The organism is Methanomicrobium sp., from assembly GCF_055145805.1.
Genome location: NZ_JBSREC010000050.1, coordinates 18582 through 34433, shown reverse-complemented (window position 1 = coordinate 34433; position 15852 = coordinate 18582). Strand labels below are relative to the sequence as shown.

Sequence of the window (15852 nt, the reverse complement as noted above, 5' to 3'; positions counted from 1 at the left end):
TAGAAAATATAATTCACTTTTAGATCCTTATAGGATAATCAGATGAAAAAAGAACGGGCTGTTGATGCAATAACAAAAATTCTTGAGGCTGCCTCTTATGATGTTGAGGAAGGAAGCGGCGGGTTTGATCTGACTGCATACGGGGGCGGAGACTGCCTTGTTGTTCTCTGTTCTGATGATTCCTCAGAGATAGATTTCTTTTCAAGGAAAAAGTTCAGGGTTCAGTCAGATGATGGCGTTTCAGACTGCAAAAAACTTCTTTTTACTATGAAAGATGGCCTTAATGCCGGCAACTGCACGGTCTGGGGGCATCGTGAACTTGCAAAATATTCGGGGCAGGCAACTGTGGCGGAAGTGCTTGGAGAAACTCTTGCAATTGAATTTGAGGATGTATCTTTCGGGTCTGAAGGGAGGGCAAAGAGTGAATCCCGGATAAGCGCCGTGGATTTGGGCCCGGAGCTTGCGTGTCTTCCGTCATCAATAACAGAAGAGCGTGCAAGACAGATTGCGGGAATAAAAGGCGATGTTCACCGTGTGTTTATTCCGCATTTCCTGTATACTTGTGAAAGTACTGGTGAGAAGGTATTCAACAGTCATATAATTGACTTTAATTTTAATGAGAGAGGCCTTATAAACACAATATCCGGCAACAGGACAGATATTGACTCTGAGGATTTGGAGGGGCTGATTCCCGAGAATAGAAATGTTCCCGGAGATGCAAAGATCCTTAATGCAAAGCTGAAAAAAGGCGATCTCATGGATAAAATAAGGGACCGGGTGGCAGAAGACTTAACCAAAAGTGTCCGTGTCAGCAAATCCGAGGGAGATACGATATACTATGAGGATATCAAAGTCTCGCCTGATAAGGATAACATTAAAGTCGGACTTGATCTTGTTTATCTGCCTGTTGTCCAGATTCGGGGAAACAAAATTGTGGAGATTGAGACCTTCACCGGGGAGATATTAAGAGAACCACTGGATGACGGCGTTGAGCTGTTATAATTAATTCAACACTTTATTTTTATGATAACTGTTCTGGGGGGCGGCCCGGCCGGAAGGCTTGCCGCCATACATCTTGCTCTTGCAGGCGAGGAGGTCAGGCTTGTTGAGAAGAGAGGCTCTCTTGGCGGTCAGTGCCTGCATGAAGGATGCATGGTTATCTGCGGTTTAAATGACTGCGCAAAACTTCTTGACGAATCAAAAAAGCTTCAAAAGCTCTCTGTTCTAAATCTTAAACCGGAAGTTTCGCTTGCAAACCTTTGGACTGAGATGAATAATATTCAGAATACAATATCAAAAATACTTGACAGTGAGACGAAAGGGGCAGGTGTTGAGATTGTAAGGGGTGAGGCGTATTTAAACGGCTCTGTAGTCGCGGTTGACAATAAAATTCTTGATTCTGATAAGGTTCTTATTGCAACCGGGTCGAGGCCTTTTATCCCTGAAATTTTAGGAAATAACCTTGAAGGAGTTTACAACCCGCATACGATATTTAGTTTAAAAGAAACACCAAAAAATCTTGTAATAGTCGGCGGGGGTATTATTGCGGCCGAATACTCCTACATATTCTCCGTCTTCGGATCAAACGTAACTATTGTTTCCAGAAGCCTGTTTTTAAGGGATAAACCTGACTCATTAAGAAAAACCGCAATAAAGGAGATAAAAGACGTAAATCTAAAGGAATACACACTTTTAAGAGAGATTCGCGGAGACAGCCACGTGAAATCCGTGATATTGGAGAACGGCGGAAAAAAGTATGAAACTGATTGTGATGCGGTTTTGTTTGCATCAGGACTTATTCCGCGGACTGAAAACATATCCGGAATTTCAAAGGGTGAGCGTGGAGAGATTTTAATTGATGACGGTTATGAGACAGGTGTAAAAGGTGTCTATGCCGCAGGGGACGTCACGGGACAGGTTTTTATGACACCATATGCCAGGATGCAGGGCATATGTGCCGCAAAATCCATTCTTGGAGAAAAAGTGCCGAAAATACCCGGCTGTATCCCCCAGTCTGTAAAACTTTTTTACGAGCATTCATTCTGCTCCGGAGAGTTAAAAGATACATTTGAGATGATTCTGCCCTCTCCGTCAGGACCCGGTTCTTTCTGGTCGGTACCGGAAAGAAACACAGGACAATCCATGATAAAGGTGGAGAAGAAAACAGGCAAAATTAACGGAATGTACCTCGGTGCACCTTCATCATCTGCAGTCTCTGCATATATGGCATATCTGATAGAAAAAGGAGTTAATATATCGGATTTTGAAAAATATATGGAGGTTCATCCCTCAACTGACGGCATATATGGTCTCATAAAATATACAAACTCTCTCCGGAAAAAATAGCACAAATTATTTTTTTAATCAGTTCAATCAAAAAAAAAGAATTTATTAGTTAATAAAAAGTATCAGTTACGCTTGATTTTTTCTTTCAATTAAATGAGAAACTTTATTGGATAAACAGATTAATACGATAGTTTAAATGCAATTAAAAAGCAATTCCAAAATTTTGGACAATGAAATCCTGACAACATACGTGTCGCTGGGGATTGTTCTTTTGCTTTTTCTGATGATGGAAATTACATATCAGATAATTTTTGAGAGCACAATTATGGTTGTCTCTCACATATTTTATTTTCCTGTTATAATTGTCTCTTTTCTGTATCCCAGAAGAGGGGTTTTAATATCGACTTTTATCTCTGTCTTTTATCTGATTCTCGTATATGGCTTTATATATCCTGATTTCTTTGGGATTGTCTCTGCAACAATGCAGTTTTACGTATACATCAGCATATCAGTCGTTGTTTCAATAATATCTAAAAATCTAAGATCAGATCGGGCGAGATTTAAAGGCATATTTGACTACTCTGAAGGTGGTGTCTGTGTAATTGACAGCGAAACCGGCAGAATAATCGAAAAAAACAGAAAGTTTGCAGAGATCATGAAAGGCTGGGGTTTTTCTGAATCAGAAGATGATTTGGCTTCTTTATGTGGTGGAGATGAAGAATGTCTGGAATTTTTATCCGTTTTAAAAACCGAGGGTTCGCTTGAAAATTACGAGATGGAGATACATTCGGATGAGAAACAGGTAAATTACGCCATGTTGTCGGCATCAAAAGTTCCGAATGACAATATCGTGATGACTCTTACAGATATAACTGAGAGTAAATTAAGTGCCCAAAAAATATTTGAGCTCAATAATTCCCTAAAAGAGTCAAATCGTGAAGCTAACATGTATATTGATATCTTAACGCATGATATCAACAATGCAAATACAGCAGCACAGGGATTTGCCGAACTTCTCTATGAGTCTGTATCCGATGATGACAGGCCGTATTTTGATAAGATGCTTATGGGTATCAAACAGAGCAGCAATATAATCAGTAAAGTTATAAAAATAAGAGAGATTCACAATAAAATGGAGGCTCCTGTGCCTTACTCTCCGGACTTCTCAATAAAGAATGCAGCTGAAAAAACAGAGGCGAAAATAAACTACACACCTTCCGGATTAATGGTTTATGCAGGAAGTTTTCTCGATGATCTTTTCTGTTATATATTTGAGAACAGTCTCTCCTATGGAGGGAAAGATGTCTGTATTGATGTTGTTTCTGAAGAGAAAGACGGCTTTGTTGAGATTTCAATAAAGGATAACGGTCCGGGTATTCCTGAAGCCAAGAAAAAGAATCTCTTTATGAGATTTCAGCCGGAAGGTGACAGCAGAAGGGGAAGAGGTCTCGGACTTCCGGTATGCTGGCTTATTGCAGCATCATACGAAGGAGAAATACGTGCGGAGGATGTGACGCCTGGTAATTCTGAAGAAGGCTTAAAAATAGTCTTAAAGTTGAAATCTGCCTGAAAATCAACATTTTTTGATCTGAGCCTCTATCCATGAGGATATCAGTTTTTTTAGTTCTTCTTTTTTCATATCCTCTTTTGCATAATATCTCAGGTAATATTCAAGGTCTTCGAGTGTCGGATGAATGATGTTGTTTAAGATATCATCCGCAGTTGCATCTTTTTTTTCTTTTGAGCGCAGCATCATGAGCTCATTTATATGACGGGCCTCATCTGTATCATCCAGTATCTGCATCAGATTCTTGTTGTGCCAGGTCATGTAATTTAATCCCGGTTACTTGTCTCTCTTAAATCCTTAATAATTGAAAGCACCATTTTGGAATCATTTATTGAAATCAGATGGGAGCTGATATCTGTCGGGATTGCATTGCCGTTTTTGTCCTGTAGTGCCCTTCTGGTTTTGATCAGGCCCTCATTTAGAAGAACTTCCTTTTTAACGGCGACTTTCTCTCCCTTAAGGCTTCTATCAAGATCATATATTGTGAGATTGAATAATTCATCCTGATCATAGCCGAGCTTTTTTAATGCCGCATCGTTTGCCTCAATAACACGGCCCTCTTTTTCCATCTCCTCAAATCTGTTGAGGACAATCATATCGTTTGCATGATTAAAAAGCATCCTGTAGCGTTTTTCACTGTTTTTTAGATCATTAATTGCTTTTATTCTTATGATTACATTGGCAGTGAGGGACGCCAGTGCCTCTGTCTCCCTCATTGTCCACTGGCTAAACTCTTTCATCTTCTTTGATGCGATATGAAAGGTTGCAACAAGTTTACCGTCATACCTGATCGGTATCATGGCAAGGGATATTATGCCCTCTTTTTTGAGGTCATTTGTGTTTGATTCGGATAATATACCAAAATCCTTTTCATTCAGATATTGGGGGCCGTTTTTGGAAACAATCTCGTATATCTGAGAATCCGGTTTTACTGTTCTGTAATTATCTAAAAATTCCTTCCCAATCCCCTCGGAGAAGAAGAGCTCAAGTTCCTGTGTACTGTCGTTTAGAAGATAAATTCCGCCTGCATCCATCTCCAGTATGTACATTGCAGTCTTTATTGCAAGAGGGAGCGCCTCATCAAATGTCTGTGCCGCAGAAAGCTTCCATCCCAGATCTTTTTGAAGGATCATGATCTCCTCCGTTCTTTTTCTTTCTGTGATATCTTCAAGAAGTATTGTAAGTCCGGGCTCGCCGTTGTAAAAAACTGTTGGCAGCATCTTCATCCAGAAGCAGATATCATGATCATCTTTTTTTATGCAGATCTCTTCTGATACCTCTCTGCCGGAAAGAGCCTCTGTAATCTTCGGTATGAGATTGTTCTCTTCGTCCTCTGTCTGAAATATTTCATCAATATTTTTCCCCCGTATTTCTTCCTCTTTTAAATCAAAAAGATTTAAAAATGGTAAGTTGGCGTTTATGATTTTTCTGTTGTTTTTGATTACTATGATGTGGCCTGAAGTAAAATCAAGCATTGCTGATATCGGGATACGGTTTGAGAGGTAGTAGACCTTTGCCTGACCATACGGCTCCATCTCAACTCTTCCGGAAGTTTTGAGTATGTCAAGATAGCGTGCCACTGTTATTCTGTTCATACCTATGGCATCTGTTATCTGTTTTAACGACATCCCCCGCGGATTATTTTTTAAAAGATCCAATATAACCGCATGTTCCGAATTCCCGCCCTGCATATATATGTAAGAATAATATTTTGTAAGATATAAATCTGTTTGAAAAAACTATATATATTGTAATTTAGAATGGATCTCCTATATGGATTATCCAATCACTTAACTATTTATATTATTAAGCCCCCAGTATCTTTGTGCGTGAGGATGTTACCGTTTTAATATTTTCATAATATGCACGGAAGTTTAAATATTTGACCAGATTCTGGTTATAAAAATAAGCCGGTCCCCATAAATTCGTTAATCCCCATGATCAATCCCCCCCAAAACCCCATCATAATTTGACGGATATCCGGTTTATCTTCCGAAATTTGAGTATAACTGAAAAAAACGGAGTCGGAAAATTCCCCCCCCACAAAAAAAGGTCTGAGTGTATTTCCCCCCCCACATTATCAGATTTTTTGTTTCCGGCAAACATCCATCATGGCACGGCTAAAAGAGCTTTTTTGTACTTTTTAATGTTGGTTTTTTTGCGCAATGTAATTTTTATATCCGGGCAGTAACAGACAATTTAATTATAAAAAAATTTATACAAACTGCTATTCCTGTTGATATCTGCTCTTTATTTTAAATCTGACACTTGTTTTTCCATAATTTTTTGTAAAATATTTAAGGCAAGCTATTTTTCCTGATAAGAATAAACACTTAAGATAGGTTTTAGGCACCATTCTTATGTTGCCTAAGATACAAAGATAAAATCTGGAGAGATAAAACTTTTAGGAGTCTGCATTTAAATATGGCAATCTTTGACAGAATAAAAGGACAGGGGAATAATCCCAACCCCTGGATTGACAAGGCTGCATCACTGTTTGATCAGGGTAAATACGCAGATGCAGTTAAAAATCTTGAAAAAGCGCTTGAAATAGAACCTGATAACGGCGCCCTTTGTTATCAGGCAGGCACTGCATTAATGCATATTAGAAAGTATGAAGATGCCGAACGTTTTTTTAAGCGTGCAGTTGCGGCATCTCCTGAGAATATAAATGCGTGGCAGGCATTGGGGAACTCCCTTTTTGCTTCAAGAGATTTCGCAGGAGCAGTTGCATGCTTTGACAAAGTTCTCGTTTCAGATTCGTCAATAATTGATATATGGTATAAAAAAGCAGATTCCCTCGAGTCTCTGGGTGATTTTGCCGGTGCCTGCAAGTGCTGTGAAATGGTGCTTACAATGGCTCCTCTGGATATGGCTGTCATGGAGAGGCTTGGGCTTCTTTGCATGAGAACCGGTGATTATAACGGTGCAGTTGAGGCATTTTCCAGGGTTCTGGCAAATGATTCTGCAAATATTGCTGTAATAATAAAGATGGGAGAGGTTTTGGAAAAGCTTGGGAAGTACGAAGAAGCCCTTGGTTTTTATGATGTTGCCCTAAAGGCAAATCCCTCTGATATTACTGCTGTGTATCACAGGGCATCGGTATGTGAAAGGCTTGGAAATTATACTCTGGCTGCCGAGACCTACAAAAATATCGGCCTGGAGACTTCTTTTGATACTGTATCCGGATTCAACAGAGCCATAAATCTCATGTGGAGCGGAGCATATTCGGAAGCGGTTTATGCACTTGAGATTGTTGTTAAGAAGAATCCGGCAGATATTTCTGCATGGCATATGATGGGCATTGCATTCGGAAACCTCGGTGAATATGAGCGATCGGTCTTCTGTTTTGACAATCTGTTAAAAGTAGCTCCGGATAATTCTGCGGCGTGGTATCAGAGGGGACTCTGCCTTTCAAAACTCGGGAAATACAATGACGCATTAAACAGTTTTGCTCATGTTATAGATGGTTCGGGCAGTGGTGTCAACTGGATAAATAATAATATTGACTTAAGCCTGTTTGAAAAAGAGAATGCCGCATCCCGGCCAAAGTTCAATATTGATGTAAGGGAGTCGCGGATGCTTGAGATGCAGGGTGAGGCACTGATGCATCTTGGAAAGTTCGACGATGCATTTTTGTGCTTCTCAAAGATTATTGAATCAAATCCTGACAATATGAATGCCTGGAGAAATCATGCAGACTCTCTTTTAAGTCTTGGTGAGTACGGCGGTGCAGCCGACTCCCTGGCAAAGGTAATTGAGAAATTCCCTGAAGAAACAGGTCTCTGGGAGAAGAAGGGAACTGCCTTTATGCATCTTGGCGACAACGAAAAGGCAGTTGCATGCTTTGAGAAGGTTTTAGAGGCAGACTCCTCTAATGTAATCGTCTGGCAGAAGATAACAGAGGCAAGGCTAAAACTGGGTCTCATTGAGGAGGCTCTTTTGGGAATGGACAATATCCTCTCGCTTGCACCTGATGACGATTCAGCCAGAGCTCAAAAAGCCGAGATTTTAATGTCGGGCGGTGATTATGAATCCGCTCTTGAGATTCTTGAGCCAATTATGGCAAAAGGTGGAAGTGATGTAAGTGCCTGGAGAAATTATATCACAATCCTGGACAGGGCAGGCCACTATGAAGAGGCGTTATCTGCAATCGAAAACCTGGAAAATGCAGGGGTCGCTGATTCTTCCCTCCTGTGTCAGAAAGCGGAAGTCTATGAGAAGAGTGGAAACCTGGAGGCTGCTGTTGACACATATACCGGGGTATATGAGATTGATCCGGAAAGAGAGGGGATCACACTCTCGCTTGCGAACGGACTCAGGCTTCTCGGGCGTTACAAAGAGGCTTCAAATGCATTTGAGCACTATGTGAGGGCAAACAGAGAAGATGCGGGGGGATGGAAAGATCTGGGTTCGTCTCTGTGGCATGCAGGAGAGTTTGAGAAAGCTGCAAAGTCCTTTAAGAAGGCATATGAATTCAGACCCGATGATACGGGAGTTCTGCTTGATATGGCACTTTTGATGCTTGAAACATGCAGTTATGCAGAAGCTGCAGAAGAATTTGAGAAGTTTCTGGAACTTTGCCCTGAAAACAAGGTTGGATTACGCGGCTATGCATTTGCATTATCCGGTGCCGGAAGAACAAAGGAGGCTATTAAGCAGTTTAATGCATTCCTTGAAGCAGAAGAGGATGACATTCCGGCAAGGCTTGAGATCGCGGCACTCTGTGAGAAGTCCGGAGATCTGGAGCTTTCTGCCGGTCATTATGCTTCCATTCTGGAAAATAATGAAAAAGATATCAATACCTGGACAAAGCTTGCAAAGCTTCTCGCACTCATGGGAAGATATGAGGACTGTGTTGAGGCCTGTGATACAATGCTGGAGACTGACCCTGAAAACAACACGGCCAGCAGGATAAAAGGAGATATGAAGTTCAGGCTCGGAGAATTTGCCGAAGCTGCCGAAAGTTATCAGAAGGTTGTCGAAAATCAGCCGGCTGATAAAACCACTTTGCTTTTGCTTGCTGAATCCCTGTTGAAATCAGACAGATATAAAGAAGCTCTTCAGAGCTACGGAGTTGCACTTGAAAACTCGACAGGTAGTGATATTGAGAGTTTCTTCCAGTGTGCAACTGCCCAGATGCACATGGGGGGGTATGAGAAAGCAGTCAGGTTCATCGGGAAGGTCCTTTCGGAAAAACCTGAACTTACAGGCGCACTTCTCCTTCAGGCAAATGCATATGAACGTATCGGGAAGTATGAAGAGGCGCTTTCTTCATATGAGGATGCAATAAAGGGTGATCATAAGAATGCAGCCCTCTGGAATGCACGTGGTATGCTTCTTGTAAATCTTGGCCGCTACAATGATGCAGGAAAATCCTTTGAGCATGCAATAGAGTTTGGCTCTGACGATCCCAACAGCTGGTATGGAAAAGGTCTTGCACTTGAACAGCTTGGAAAACAGGAGGCTGCAATAGAGGCATATGATAAGGTTTTAACCTTAAATCCCGGAGATTCTGCGGCATCATACAGAAAGGGAGTATGTTTGACAAAGCTTGGAAGGTACATGGATGCTTCGGAATGCTTTGAAAGGACTGTAAGAAAAGAGAAAAAAGAGAAATCTGATTCGGAAACGGATGAAACTGATCTCTGATAACAATACTTTTTTTAAATTACACAGTATCATAAGGTGCAGGGTTGTCAAAAAAGAAAATACAATTATTCTAAGATCTCGATGCTCTCATCAGAGAATGTCTGGAGCTGCATCATGAGCATGGGATCAATACCCTCTTTTACAGTGAGATAAAAAGCAAAACTTTTCATCAGTCTTAGTCTGCTTGAAAGGAAGTGGACAAATTTTGTCAGTGTGGGAGTTGAGAGGTAGATTAACATTGTATTGAGTGAGTCGATAATCACGCACGTCTTCTCCCCGGGATTTTCCTTAAGCATCTCGGTTAAGGCTATTCCCACGTCTGTTAAGTTTGACGGGTTGCTGACAAAGACTGAGTTGTCCAGGTCGCCGGGCAGTGTCCCAAGTGCATACTTCGTGATTGCATCGATAAAAAACACATTTGAGATATCAATTCCCTTTGATATGTACAGATCCTTTAGAAGAGGTGACGGGTTGTTTACTGTTACGACGATGGTGCGGTGTCCGGCGGCGGTTATGCTCCGGACTATTTCTGCGTTGGCATTACTGATCTTATCTGCCGGAGCCATGGCTAGAACAATACGCCCGTCACCAAATTCTTCCAGCACATTATCCATAGCAGACAAATATTCACCTTGTTAAAAAGTCCTTATAATCCTGAGGTATTGAATCAAATCCGCTTGATATGGCTTTGTTTAATTCGTTTAAGTTCTCAATTATCTGTTCTGCTGTCTTTAACTGCACTGACAGTTTCATCTTTAAAATATCGGGGTCTTTTCCACTTCCAATCAGATCTATTGTTTCTGAAAGATTCTGGGAGATATAATGCATGGGCTCTTTAAGTCTTTTTGCAGCTTCTGTTATAAATTCAAGAAGAGCTTTTTCTGCCTTCTTTTTTTCTGTGATGTCAATATAAGATCCAAAATAATACGTCTCTTTTGTCATCCGGTTCTCTATTTTGATAACAGACAGTTGAATGTCAAATTCGGAGCCGTCTTTTTTCAGACCTTTGAGTTCGCCCAAGTACCATCCTTTCTCTGAAAGATGGGAGAAAACACTGTCATCTTCACTGTTTTCAGGTTTTAAATTAAAAAAATCCGCGATGTTTCTTCCGATTACATTTGCTTTTGATTCGTACCCGTGAAGTTTCATTGCGGCATTGTTTACATATGATATGAGATATTTTTCGTTGAACATGAATATGCCGTTAAAGGAGCTCTCTATTGCATATTCCTTCATTCTGAGTTCGCTTTCTGCAGACCTTCTCTTTGATGCAATATCTATCTGGTGATTAAGCTCTGTAAACTGTGATCTGGGATCATTTCCTTTCTGAACGTATCCGTCGGCACCGAATCTGAATGCTTCTGTTACTACTTTTTCTCTTCCCTTGCCTGAAAAAATAATGAAAGGTACTGAAGGATTTATTCTTCGAACCTCTTTTAAAAAAGTAAGGCCGTCCATCTCCGGCATTTCATAATCAGATATAATTGCGTCATATGATTTATGATTCAGTTTTGCGAGTGCATCAGTTGCCGAATAGGCTTCATCTATTGAATAGTTTCCATATTTTTTCAGGTGTATTCCGGCAATTTCAAGGATCTCCGGCTGTTCGTCCACCATCAAAATATTCAACATAAGACATACCTCTGGCAAAAATTCACTACTAAGTGAATTGTTTATATATAAAGTTTATATTTTTAGTACTAAATAAGTATGTTCAATATATTTATTTCAGGGTTTTTGGAGATTGTTCTGAAAATTACTGTTCTTTGATTCAAATTCTGCGAAGAGTTAATCTCTGTATATTTTCAATAATCTATTCAATGGAGAATGAATACAGGGGTGCCATGCTTGGGGCAGCAATAGGAGATGCCCTGGGGATGCCTTATGAGACATCTCCGCCCTCCCGGAAATTAAAAGAGAGCGGATTTAAAAAAGCTCCAAGACGTCATCCGAATGACAATCTTATGGCCGGGGGGTATACGGATGACACCCAGATTGCACTTGTGGCATCTGAACTTTTTGCGAGCGGAAATTTCACTACGGAAAATTATGCAGAATCAGTAAAAAGTCTTCATGTGGCAGGGAAACTCCGTTTTCCTGACGGGACAATCACTACTGCATGCAGACATATGCTAAAAGACGGACTAAAAAATTCCGGATGCTCCTCAACAACATCGGGCTGCATACCGCTTGGTCTGCCCTTTGCACTTGTCTATCATGATGTTGTTGAGATGAGGGAGAATCTTGCAGCGGCATGTGCTGTGACTCATACGCATCCCGGTGCACACGCTGCTGCGATATCGTTTGCAACTCTTATACGTTCCACAATTGACGGTGATGAAAACCCGCTTCATGAGGCACAGAAGAATGCATTTTTAGAGGATCAGAGTCTTGGCTTAAAGACAGGTGAGGCACTAAGAATTGCAGAAGAGGAGATAAGCCCGGAGTCTGCCCTTCCTGTTATAGGAAATGACGTAAGCGTCTATCAGACCCTGCCGATGGCATTCTATCTCATAGAACGTTTCGGAGAAGACCCCGACTTTCTGGATATTGCTGTCAGTGTCGGGGGAAACACTGATACTATAGGGTTTATATGTGGTGCATGGCTCGGTGCACAATATGGAGCATCAGGTCTTCCCGAGGACTTAATTCTTGGTCTGGAAGGACGTGAGAGGATAGAAACCCTTGCAAACAGGCTTTATATGCGATATGGCACAAAGGATTAATTCCGACTGAAAACAATACTATTTATTATGGATATTGCAATCATCGGGGCATCCGGTTATACAGGAGGAGATCTTGTCCGTCTCCTTCTGTCACACCCGAAAGCCGCGGTTACATCTGTCACATCCCGTAAGGAGGAGGGAAAACTCCTTCATTCGGTGCATCCGAATTTAAAAGGCCTTTGCAGTCTTTCATTTACAAATCCTGATGTCAGTGACATCGATGCCGATTTTGTGTTTCTTGCTGTTCCGCATACAGCCGCAATGAATTATGCTGGGGATCTTAAGGAACGCGGTATAAAATGCGTTGATCTTAGTGCTGATTACAGACTGCCAAGGGATGTTTATGAGAATACTTACGGCGTTTCACATACTGCATACTTTGAGGCGCCTTACGGTCTCTGTGAACTTCACAGAGATGAGATAAAAGGATCGGAATTTGTGGCAAATCCCGGATGTTTTCCGACAGGTGCAACTCTGGCATCAGCACCCCTTGCAGAGCTGGCACATACAATAATATATGACTCAAAGACCGGAGTTTCCGGTGCGGGAACGACTCCGTCGGCTGTAAACCAGTATACAAATGTTGCAGACAATCTGACGGCTTATAAGATGACAAATCACAGGCATCTGGTGGAGATGAAGCAGGAAGCGGCATTTCTGGGTTCAAAGGCAAAATGTCATTTCACACCCCACCTTCTGCCTGTAAACCGTGGGATTTTAACAACTGCCCACATCCTTCTAAACAGTCCGATATCCCAGGAAGATGCGGAAAAGCTCTACTCTGATATGTATAAAGATGAATTTTTTGTGCGTCTGCAGAATCCCACCCTTGGAGGAGTCAGGGGGAGCAATTTCTGTGACATAAAAATAGAGAGTGAGGGAATGAGAGTTGTTGCAGTATCCGCAATCGACAACCTTGTTAAAGGTGCAAGCGGACAGGCAATACAGAACATGAATATAATGTGCGGGTTTAAAGAGAATGACGGCCTTATGACTGCGCCGGTGTTTCCCTGAAAAAATATATGGAGAGTTTAAAATGCTGATTAAAGATGTGATGACCCCTAATCCGATAACCATTATGCTGGATTCAAAGGTCCGTGATGCTTCCGGAATACTCAGAAAGAACAGAATCGGAGGACTGCCTGTAATGGAAGGTGAACGTGTTGTCGGAATTGTTACAGAGACTGATATCCTCTCTCTTCTTGAGACCGGGGATTTGAGCGATGATCTCTGGCTGCCTTCACCCCTTGAGATAATTGAGGTGCCGATCAGGGAATTTGTAAACTGGGAGAAGACAAAAAAAGCGCTTTCAGATATTGGCGACAGCCCTGTATCCGATATTATGAGTGGTGATGTTGTATCAGTGGATGTTGATGCCGATATTGAAGAGGGTGCAAAACTCATGCTTGCAGAGGGAATAGCACGTCTTCCTGTTATGCACAATGACAGGCTGGTTGGAATTGTAACCCGTCAGGATATTGTACGCGGAATAAGCATGGGTGACGGAAAAACCGAATACGAGAGTGATTAGAGACGTGAAGAGCATCTGTGCAGTCAAAGGAGTATCTGCAGCCGGAATTAAGGAAGGGAAGTACGGTCTTGCGCTTATAAAAGCAAAAGGGACTGCAGCGGCTGTTTTTACAAAGAATATTTTTGCAGCTTCTCCTGTAATTTTAATGAAGGAGAAGATGGAGAAGGGATTTTTAGACGGAATCATCATAAACTCGGGAAATGCCAATGTATATACCGGTGAGCAGGGTCTTTTGGATGCCAAAAGGATGGCAGATATTGCAGCCCCTGCATTTTCAACGACTCCTGACAGGGTGGGAGTTGCAAGTACAGGTGTTATAGGGAGATTTCTGGATATTGAACTGATTGAGGAGCAGTGCAGGCGCATTGCGCCTGATTTAAGGTGTGATTCTGATGCCGAGGCAGATGCCGCAAAGGCAATAATGACTACTGATCTCTTCCCAAAGCATGCACTTTGTGTAAGGCCCGGCTTTAGTGTTGCGGGAATTGCAAAGGGAAGCGGCATGATTGCTCCCAACATGGGAACAATGCTCGGATTTGTGTACACCGACTGTGAACTTTCAAAGGAAGAGTTAAAATCCGCTCTTTCTGTTGCGGCAAACCGCAGTTTTAACCGTGTTGTTGTGGACGGCGATACCTCAACAAACGACTGTGTGTTTTTAACGGCAACAGGTCTGTCCGGAAAACAAAACTACGATGAGTTCTGCTCTGCTCTTGAAGAGGTCTGTGTATCGCTTGCGAAACAGATTGCAGAGGACGGTGAGGGTGCGACGAAGATGATTGAGGTAACTGTCAGAAACGCAAAAACAGAGGAGGATGCAGCTGAAATTGCAAGAACGGTTGTTGGCTCGCCGCTTGTAAAGACCGCGGTTTACGGTGAAGATCCCAACTGGGGAAGAATTATTGCAGCGGCAGGACGTGCCGGAGTTGTTTTTGACCCAGACTGCGTGACAGTTAATATATCAGACGGAAAAGATACTGTTGTTCTTGCAGATAAAGGTGAGATTAAGGCAGACAATAAATATCATCCGGATGCACTTGCGGCCGCAAAGGCGCTTATGAAGGGCAAAATTGTCATGTTTGATCTTGATTTAGGCTGCGGAGATAAGTCGGCGACTGCATGGGGATGCGATCTGACTGAAAAATACGTGGAAATAAACGGGAAGTACACCACATGAAACGAGTAGACGTACTGATGGAGGCGATGCCTTATATTCAGCAGTTTCACGGAAAAACAGTTGTTGTGAAGCTCGGCGGGCATGCGATGATAGACCGCGAGGTTCTTGATACTGTAATTCAGGACGTTGTTCTCCTGCATTATGTGGGTCTTAAGGTAGTCCTGGTTCACGGCGGCGGTCCTGAGATAACCGAGAAGATGAAGGCGATGGGAAAAGAGCCCAAGTTTGTCGCAGGTCTCAGGATTACAGATACCGATACCTTAGAGATTGCACAGATGGTTCTTGTCGGTAAGATCAGAAGCAATATAGTATCCTTAATTACAAAATTCGGCGCAAAAGGTGTGGGTCTTGCAGGTCAGGACGGCAATATGATGTTTGCAAAAAAGGCCGCAAGCAGAAGGGTTATTGTTGATGAGAAGGAGGAGGATGTTGACCTTGGACATGTGGGCGATATAGAGGTGATAAATCCCGAGCTTCTTTTCGGTCTTTTGGAAAAAGGATACATTCCTGTGGTATCACCTATTGCAATCGACAGGACGGGAAAGAGCTTTAATGTAAATGCTGACACCGCAGCAGGCGATATTGCAATTGCTCTCGGGGCATATAAAATTGTAAATCTCTCTGATATTGACGGTGTTATGAATGCCCAGAGGACACGGACATATCACCGCCTGACTGTTGATGAGTCAAAGAAGTTAATAGAAGACGGAGTTATAGTCGGCGGGATGATTCCAAAGCTTGAGGCAGCCTTAAAGTGTCTTGATAACGGCGTTACCCATGCCCATATAATAAACGGAAATAAGGATCACACACTCCTGCTAGAGCTTTTTACCCGTGACGGAATCGGGACGATGATAAAACAGGACGAAAGTTCTGAATAAAACTCATAAAAATATTTTTTTGCATCAAAATC

Annotated in this window: 13 protein-coding genes; 9 read left to right on the top strand and 4 right to left on the bottom strand. The window is 42.0% G+C overall.

Annotation, left to right across the window (positions count from 1 at the left end; genetic code table 11):
• Positions 1-42: 42 nt before the first annotated feature.
• From ACTB1O_RS03945 to ACTB1O_RS03935, 3 genes are all read left to right on the top strand, one after another.
• Complete coding sequence (locus tag ACTB1O_RS03945) at positions 43-1002, top strand: hypothetical protein (RefSeq protein WP_462993836.1); 960 nt, start codon at positions 43-45, stop codon at positions 1000-1002.
• Between the two features lie 21 nt (positions 1003-1023).
• Complete coding sequence (locus ACTB1O_RS03940) at positions 1024-2346, top strand: FAD-dependent oxidoreductase (protein ID WP_462993835.1); 1323 nt, start codon at positions 1024-1026, stop codon at positions 2344-2346.
• Between the two features lie 163 nt (positions 2347-2509).
• Complete coding sequence (locus ACTB1O_RS03935; RefSeq protein WP_462993834.1) at positions 2510-3856, top strand: PAS domain-containing sensor histidine kinase; 1347 nt, start codon at positions 2510-2512, stop codon at positions 3854-3856.
• Between the two features lie 3 nt (positions 3857-3859).
• On the opposite strand, the gene ACTB1O_RS03930 is transcribed toward ACTB1O_RS03935, so the two are convergent.
• Positions 3860-4114 carry a hypothetical protein gene (locus ACTB1O_RS03930; RefSeq protein ID WP_462993833.1) on the bottom strand — a complete coding sequence of 85 codons (255 nt, stop codon included), beginning with the start codon at positions 4112-4114 and terminating at the stop codon, positions 3860-3862.
• A gap of 5 nt (positions 4115-4119) precedes the next feature.
• Entirely contained in the window at positions 4120-5544 is a 1425-nt protein-coding gene (locus tag ACTB1O_RS03925; RefSeq protein WP_462993832.1) for a PAS domain S-box protein, read from the bottom strand.
• Positions 5545-6277: 733 nt separating this feature from the next.
• Between ACTB1O_RS03925 and ACTB1O_RS03920 the strand changes: the two genes are divergently transcribed.
• Entirely contained in the window at positions 6278-9505 is a 3228-nt protein-coding gene (locus ACTB1O_RS03920) for a tetratricopeptide repeat protein (RefSeq protein WP_462993831.1), read from the top strand.
• 65 nt (positions 9506-9570) lie between these two features.
• On the opposite strand, the gene ACTB1O_RS03915 is transcribed toward ACTB1O_RS03920, so the two are convergent.
• Both ACTB1O_RS03915 and ACTB1O_RS03910 read right to left on the bottom strand, forming a co-directional pair.
• The gene (locus ACTB1O_RS03915) at positions 9571-10119 is read right to left on the bottom strand and encodes a DUF7504 family protein (protein WP_462993830.1); all 549 of its coding nucleotides are present in this window, start codon (positions 10117-10119) and stop codon (positions 9571-9573) included.
• Between the two features lie 13 nt (positions 10120-10132).
• Complete coding sequence (locus ACTB1O_RS03910) at positions 10133-11137, bottom strand: PAS domain-containing protein (protein WP_462993829.1); 1005 nt, start codon at positions 11135-11137, stop codon at positions 10133-10135.
• Between the two features lie 188 nt (positions 11138-11325).
• Here ACTB1O_RS03910 and ACTB1O_RS03905 point away from each other — a divergent pair, with 188 nt between their 5' ends.
• The 5 genes from ACTB1O_RS03905 to argB are packed head-to-tail and all read left to right on the top strand — an operon-like array spanning position 11326 to position 15820.
• Positions 11326-12231: an ADP-ribosylglycohydrolase family protein gene (locus ACTB1O_RS03905; RefSeq protein WP_462993828.1), complete on the top strand. Its 906-nt coding sequence runs from the start codon at positions 11326-11328 to the stop codon at positions 12229-12231.
• A gap of 27 nt (positions 12232-12258) precedes the next feature.
• Complete coding sequence (gene argC, locus ACTB1O_RS03900) at positions 12259-13245, top strand: N-acetyl-gamma-glutamyl-phosphate reductase (RefSeq protein WP_462993827.1); 987 nt, start codon at positions 12259-12261, stop codon at positions 13243-13245.
• 22 nt (positions 13246-13267) lie between these two features.
• Positions 13268-13762 carry a CBS domain-containing protein gene (locus ACTB1O_RS03895; protein WP_462993826.1) on the top strand — a complete coding sequence of 165 codons (495 nt, stop codon included), beginning with the start codon at positions 13268-13270 and terminating at the stop codon, positions 13760-13762.
• Positions 13763-13766: 4 nt separating this feature from the next.
• Positions 13767-14939, top strand: coding sequence for a bifunctional ornithine acetyltransferase/N-acetylglutamate synthase (gene argJ / locus ACTB1O_RS03890; RefSeq protein ID WP_462993849.1), 1173 nt, complete (start codon positions 13767-13769; stop codon positions 14937-14939).
• The gene (argB, locus tag ACTB1O_RS03885; RefSeq protein ID WP_462993825.1) at positions 14936-15820 is read left to right on the top strand and encodes an acetylglutamate kinase; all 885 of its coding nucleotides are present in this window, start codon (positions 14936-14938) and stop codon (positions 15818-15820) included. The genes argJ and argB overlap by 4 nt, the downstream gene beginning before the upstream one ends.
• The last annotated feature ends 32 nt before the right edge of the window (positions 15821-15852 follow it).

Excerpts from the sequence above, each read along its gene's own strand:
- ACTB1O_RS03945 (WP_462993836.1), top strand. The coding sequence starts at position 43 with ATGAAAAAAGAACGGGCTGTTGATGCAATAACAAAAATTCTTGAGGCT.
- ACTB1O_RS03940 (WP_462993835.1), top strand. The coding sequence starts at position 1,024 with ATGATAACTGTTCTGGGGGGCGGCCCGGCCGGAAGGCTTGCCGCCATA.
- ACTB1O_RS03930 (WP_462993833.1), bottom strand. The coding sequence starts at position 4,114 with ATGACCTGGCACAACAAGAATCTGATGCAGATACTGGATGATACAGAT.
- ACTB1O_RS03925 (WP_462993832.1), bottom strand. The coding sequence starts at position 5,544 with ATGCAGGGCGGGAATTCGGAACATGCGGTTATATTGGATCTTTTAAAA.
- ACTB1O_RS03920 (WP_462993831.1), top strand. The coding sequence starts at position 6,278 with ATGGCAATCTTTGACAGAATAAAAGGACAGGGGAATAATCCCAACCCC.
- ACTB1O_RS03915 (WP_462993830.1), bottom strand. The coding sequence starts at position 10,119 with ATGGATAATGTGCTGGAAGAATTTGGTGACGGGCGTATTGTTCTAGCC.
- ACTB1O_RS03910 (WP_462993829.1), bottom strand. The coding sequence starts at position 11,137 with ATGTTGAATATTTTGATGGTGGACGAACAGCCGGAGATCCTTGAAATT.
- ACTB1O_RS03905 (WP_462993828.1), top strand. The coding sequence starts at position 11,326 with ATGGAGAATGAATACAGGGGTGCCATGCTTGGGGCAGCAATAGGAGAT.
- argC (WP_462993827.1), top strand. The coding sequence starts at position 12,259 with ATGGATATTGCAATCATCGGGGCATCCGGTTATACAGGAGGAGATCTT.
- ACTB1O_RS03895 (WP_462993826.1), top strand. The coding sequence starts at position 13,268 with ATGCTGATTAAAGATGTGATGACCCCTAATCCGATAACCATTATGCTG.
- argB (WP_462993825.1), top strand. The coding sequence starts at position 14,936 with ATGAAACGAGTAGACGTACTGATGGAGGCGATGCCTTATATTCAGCAG.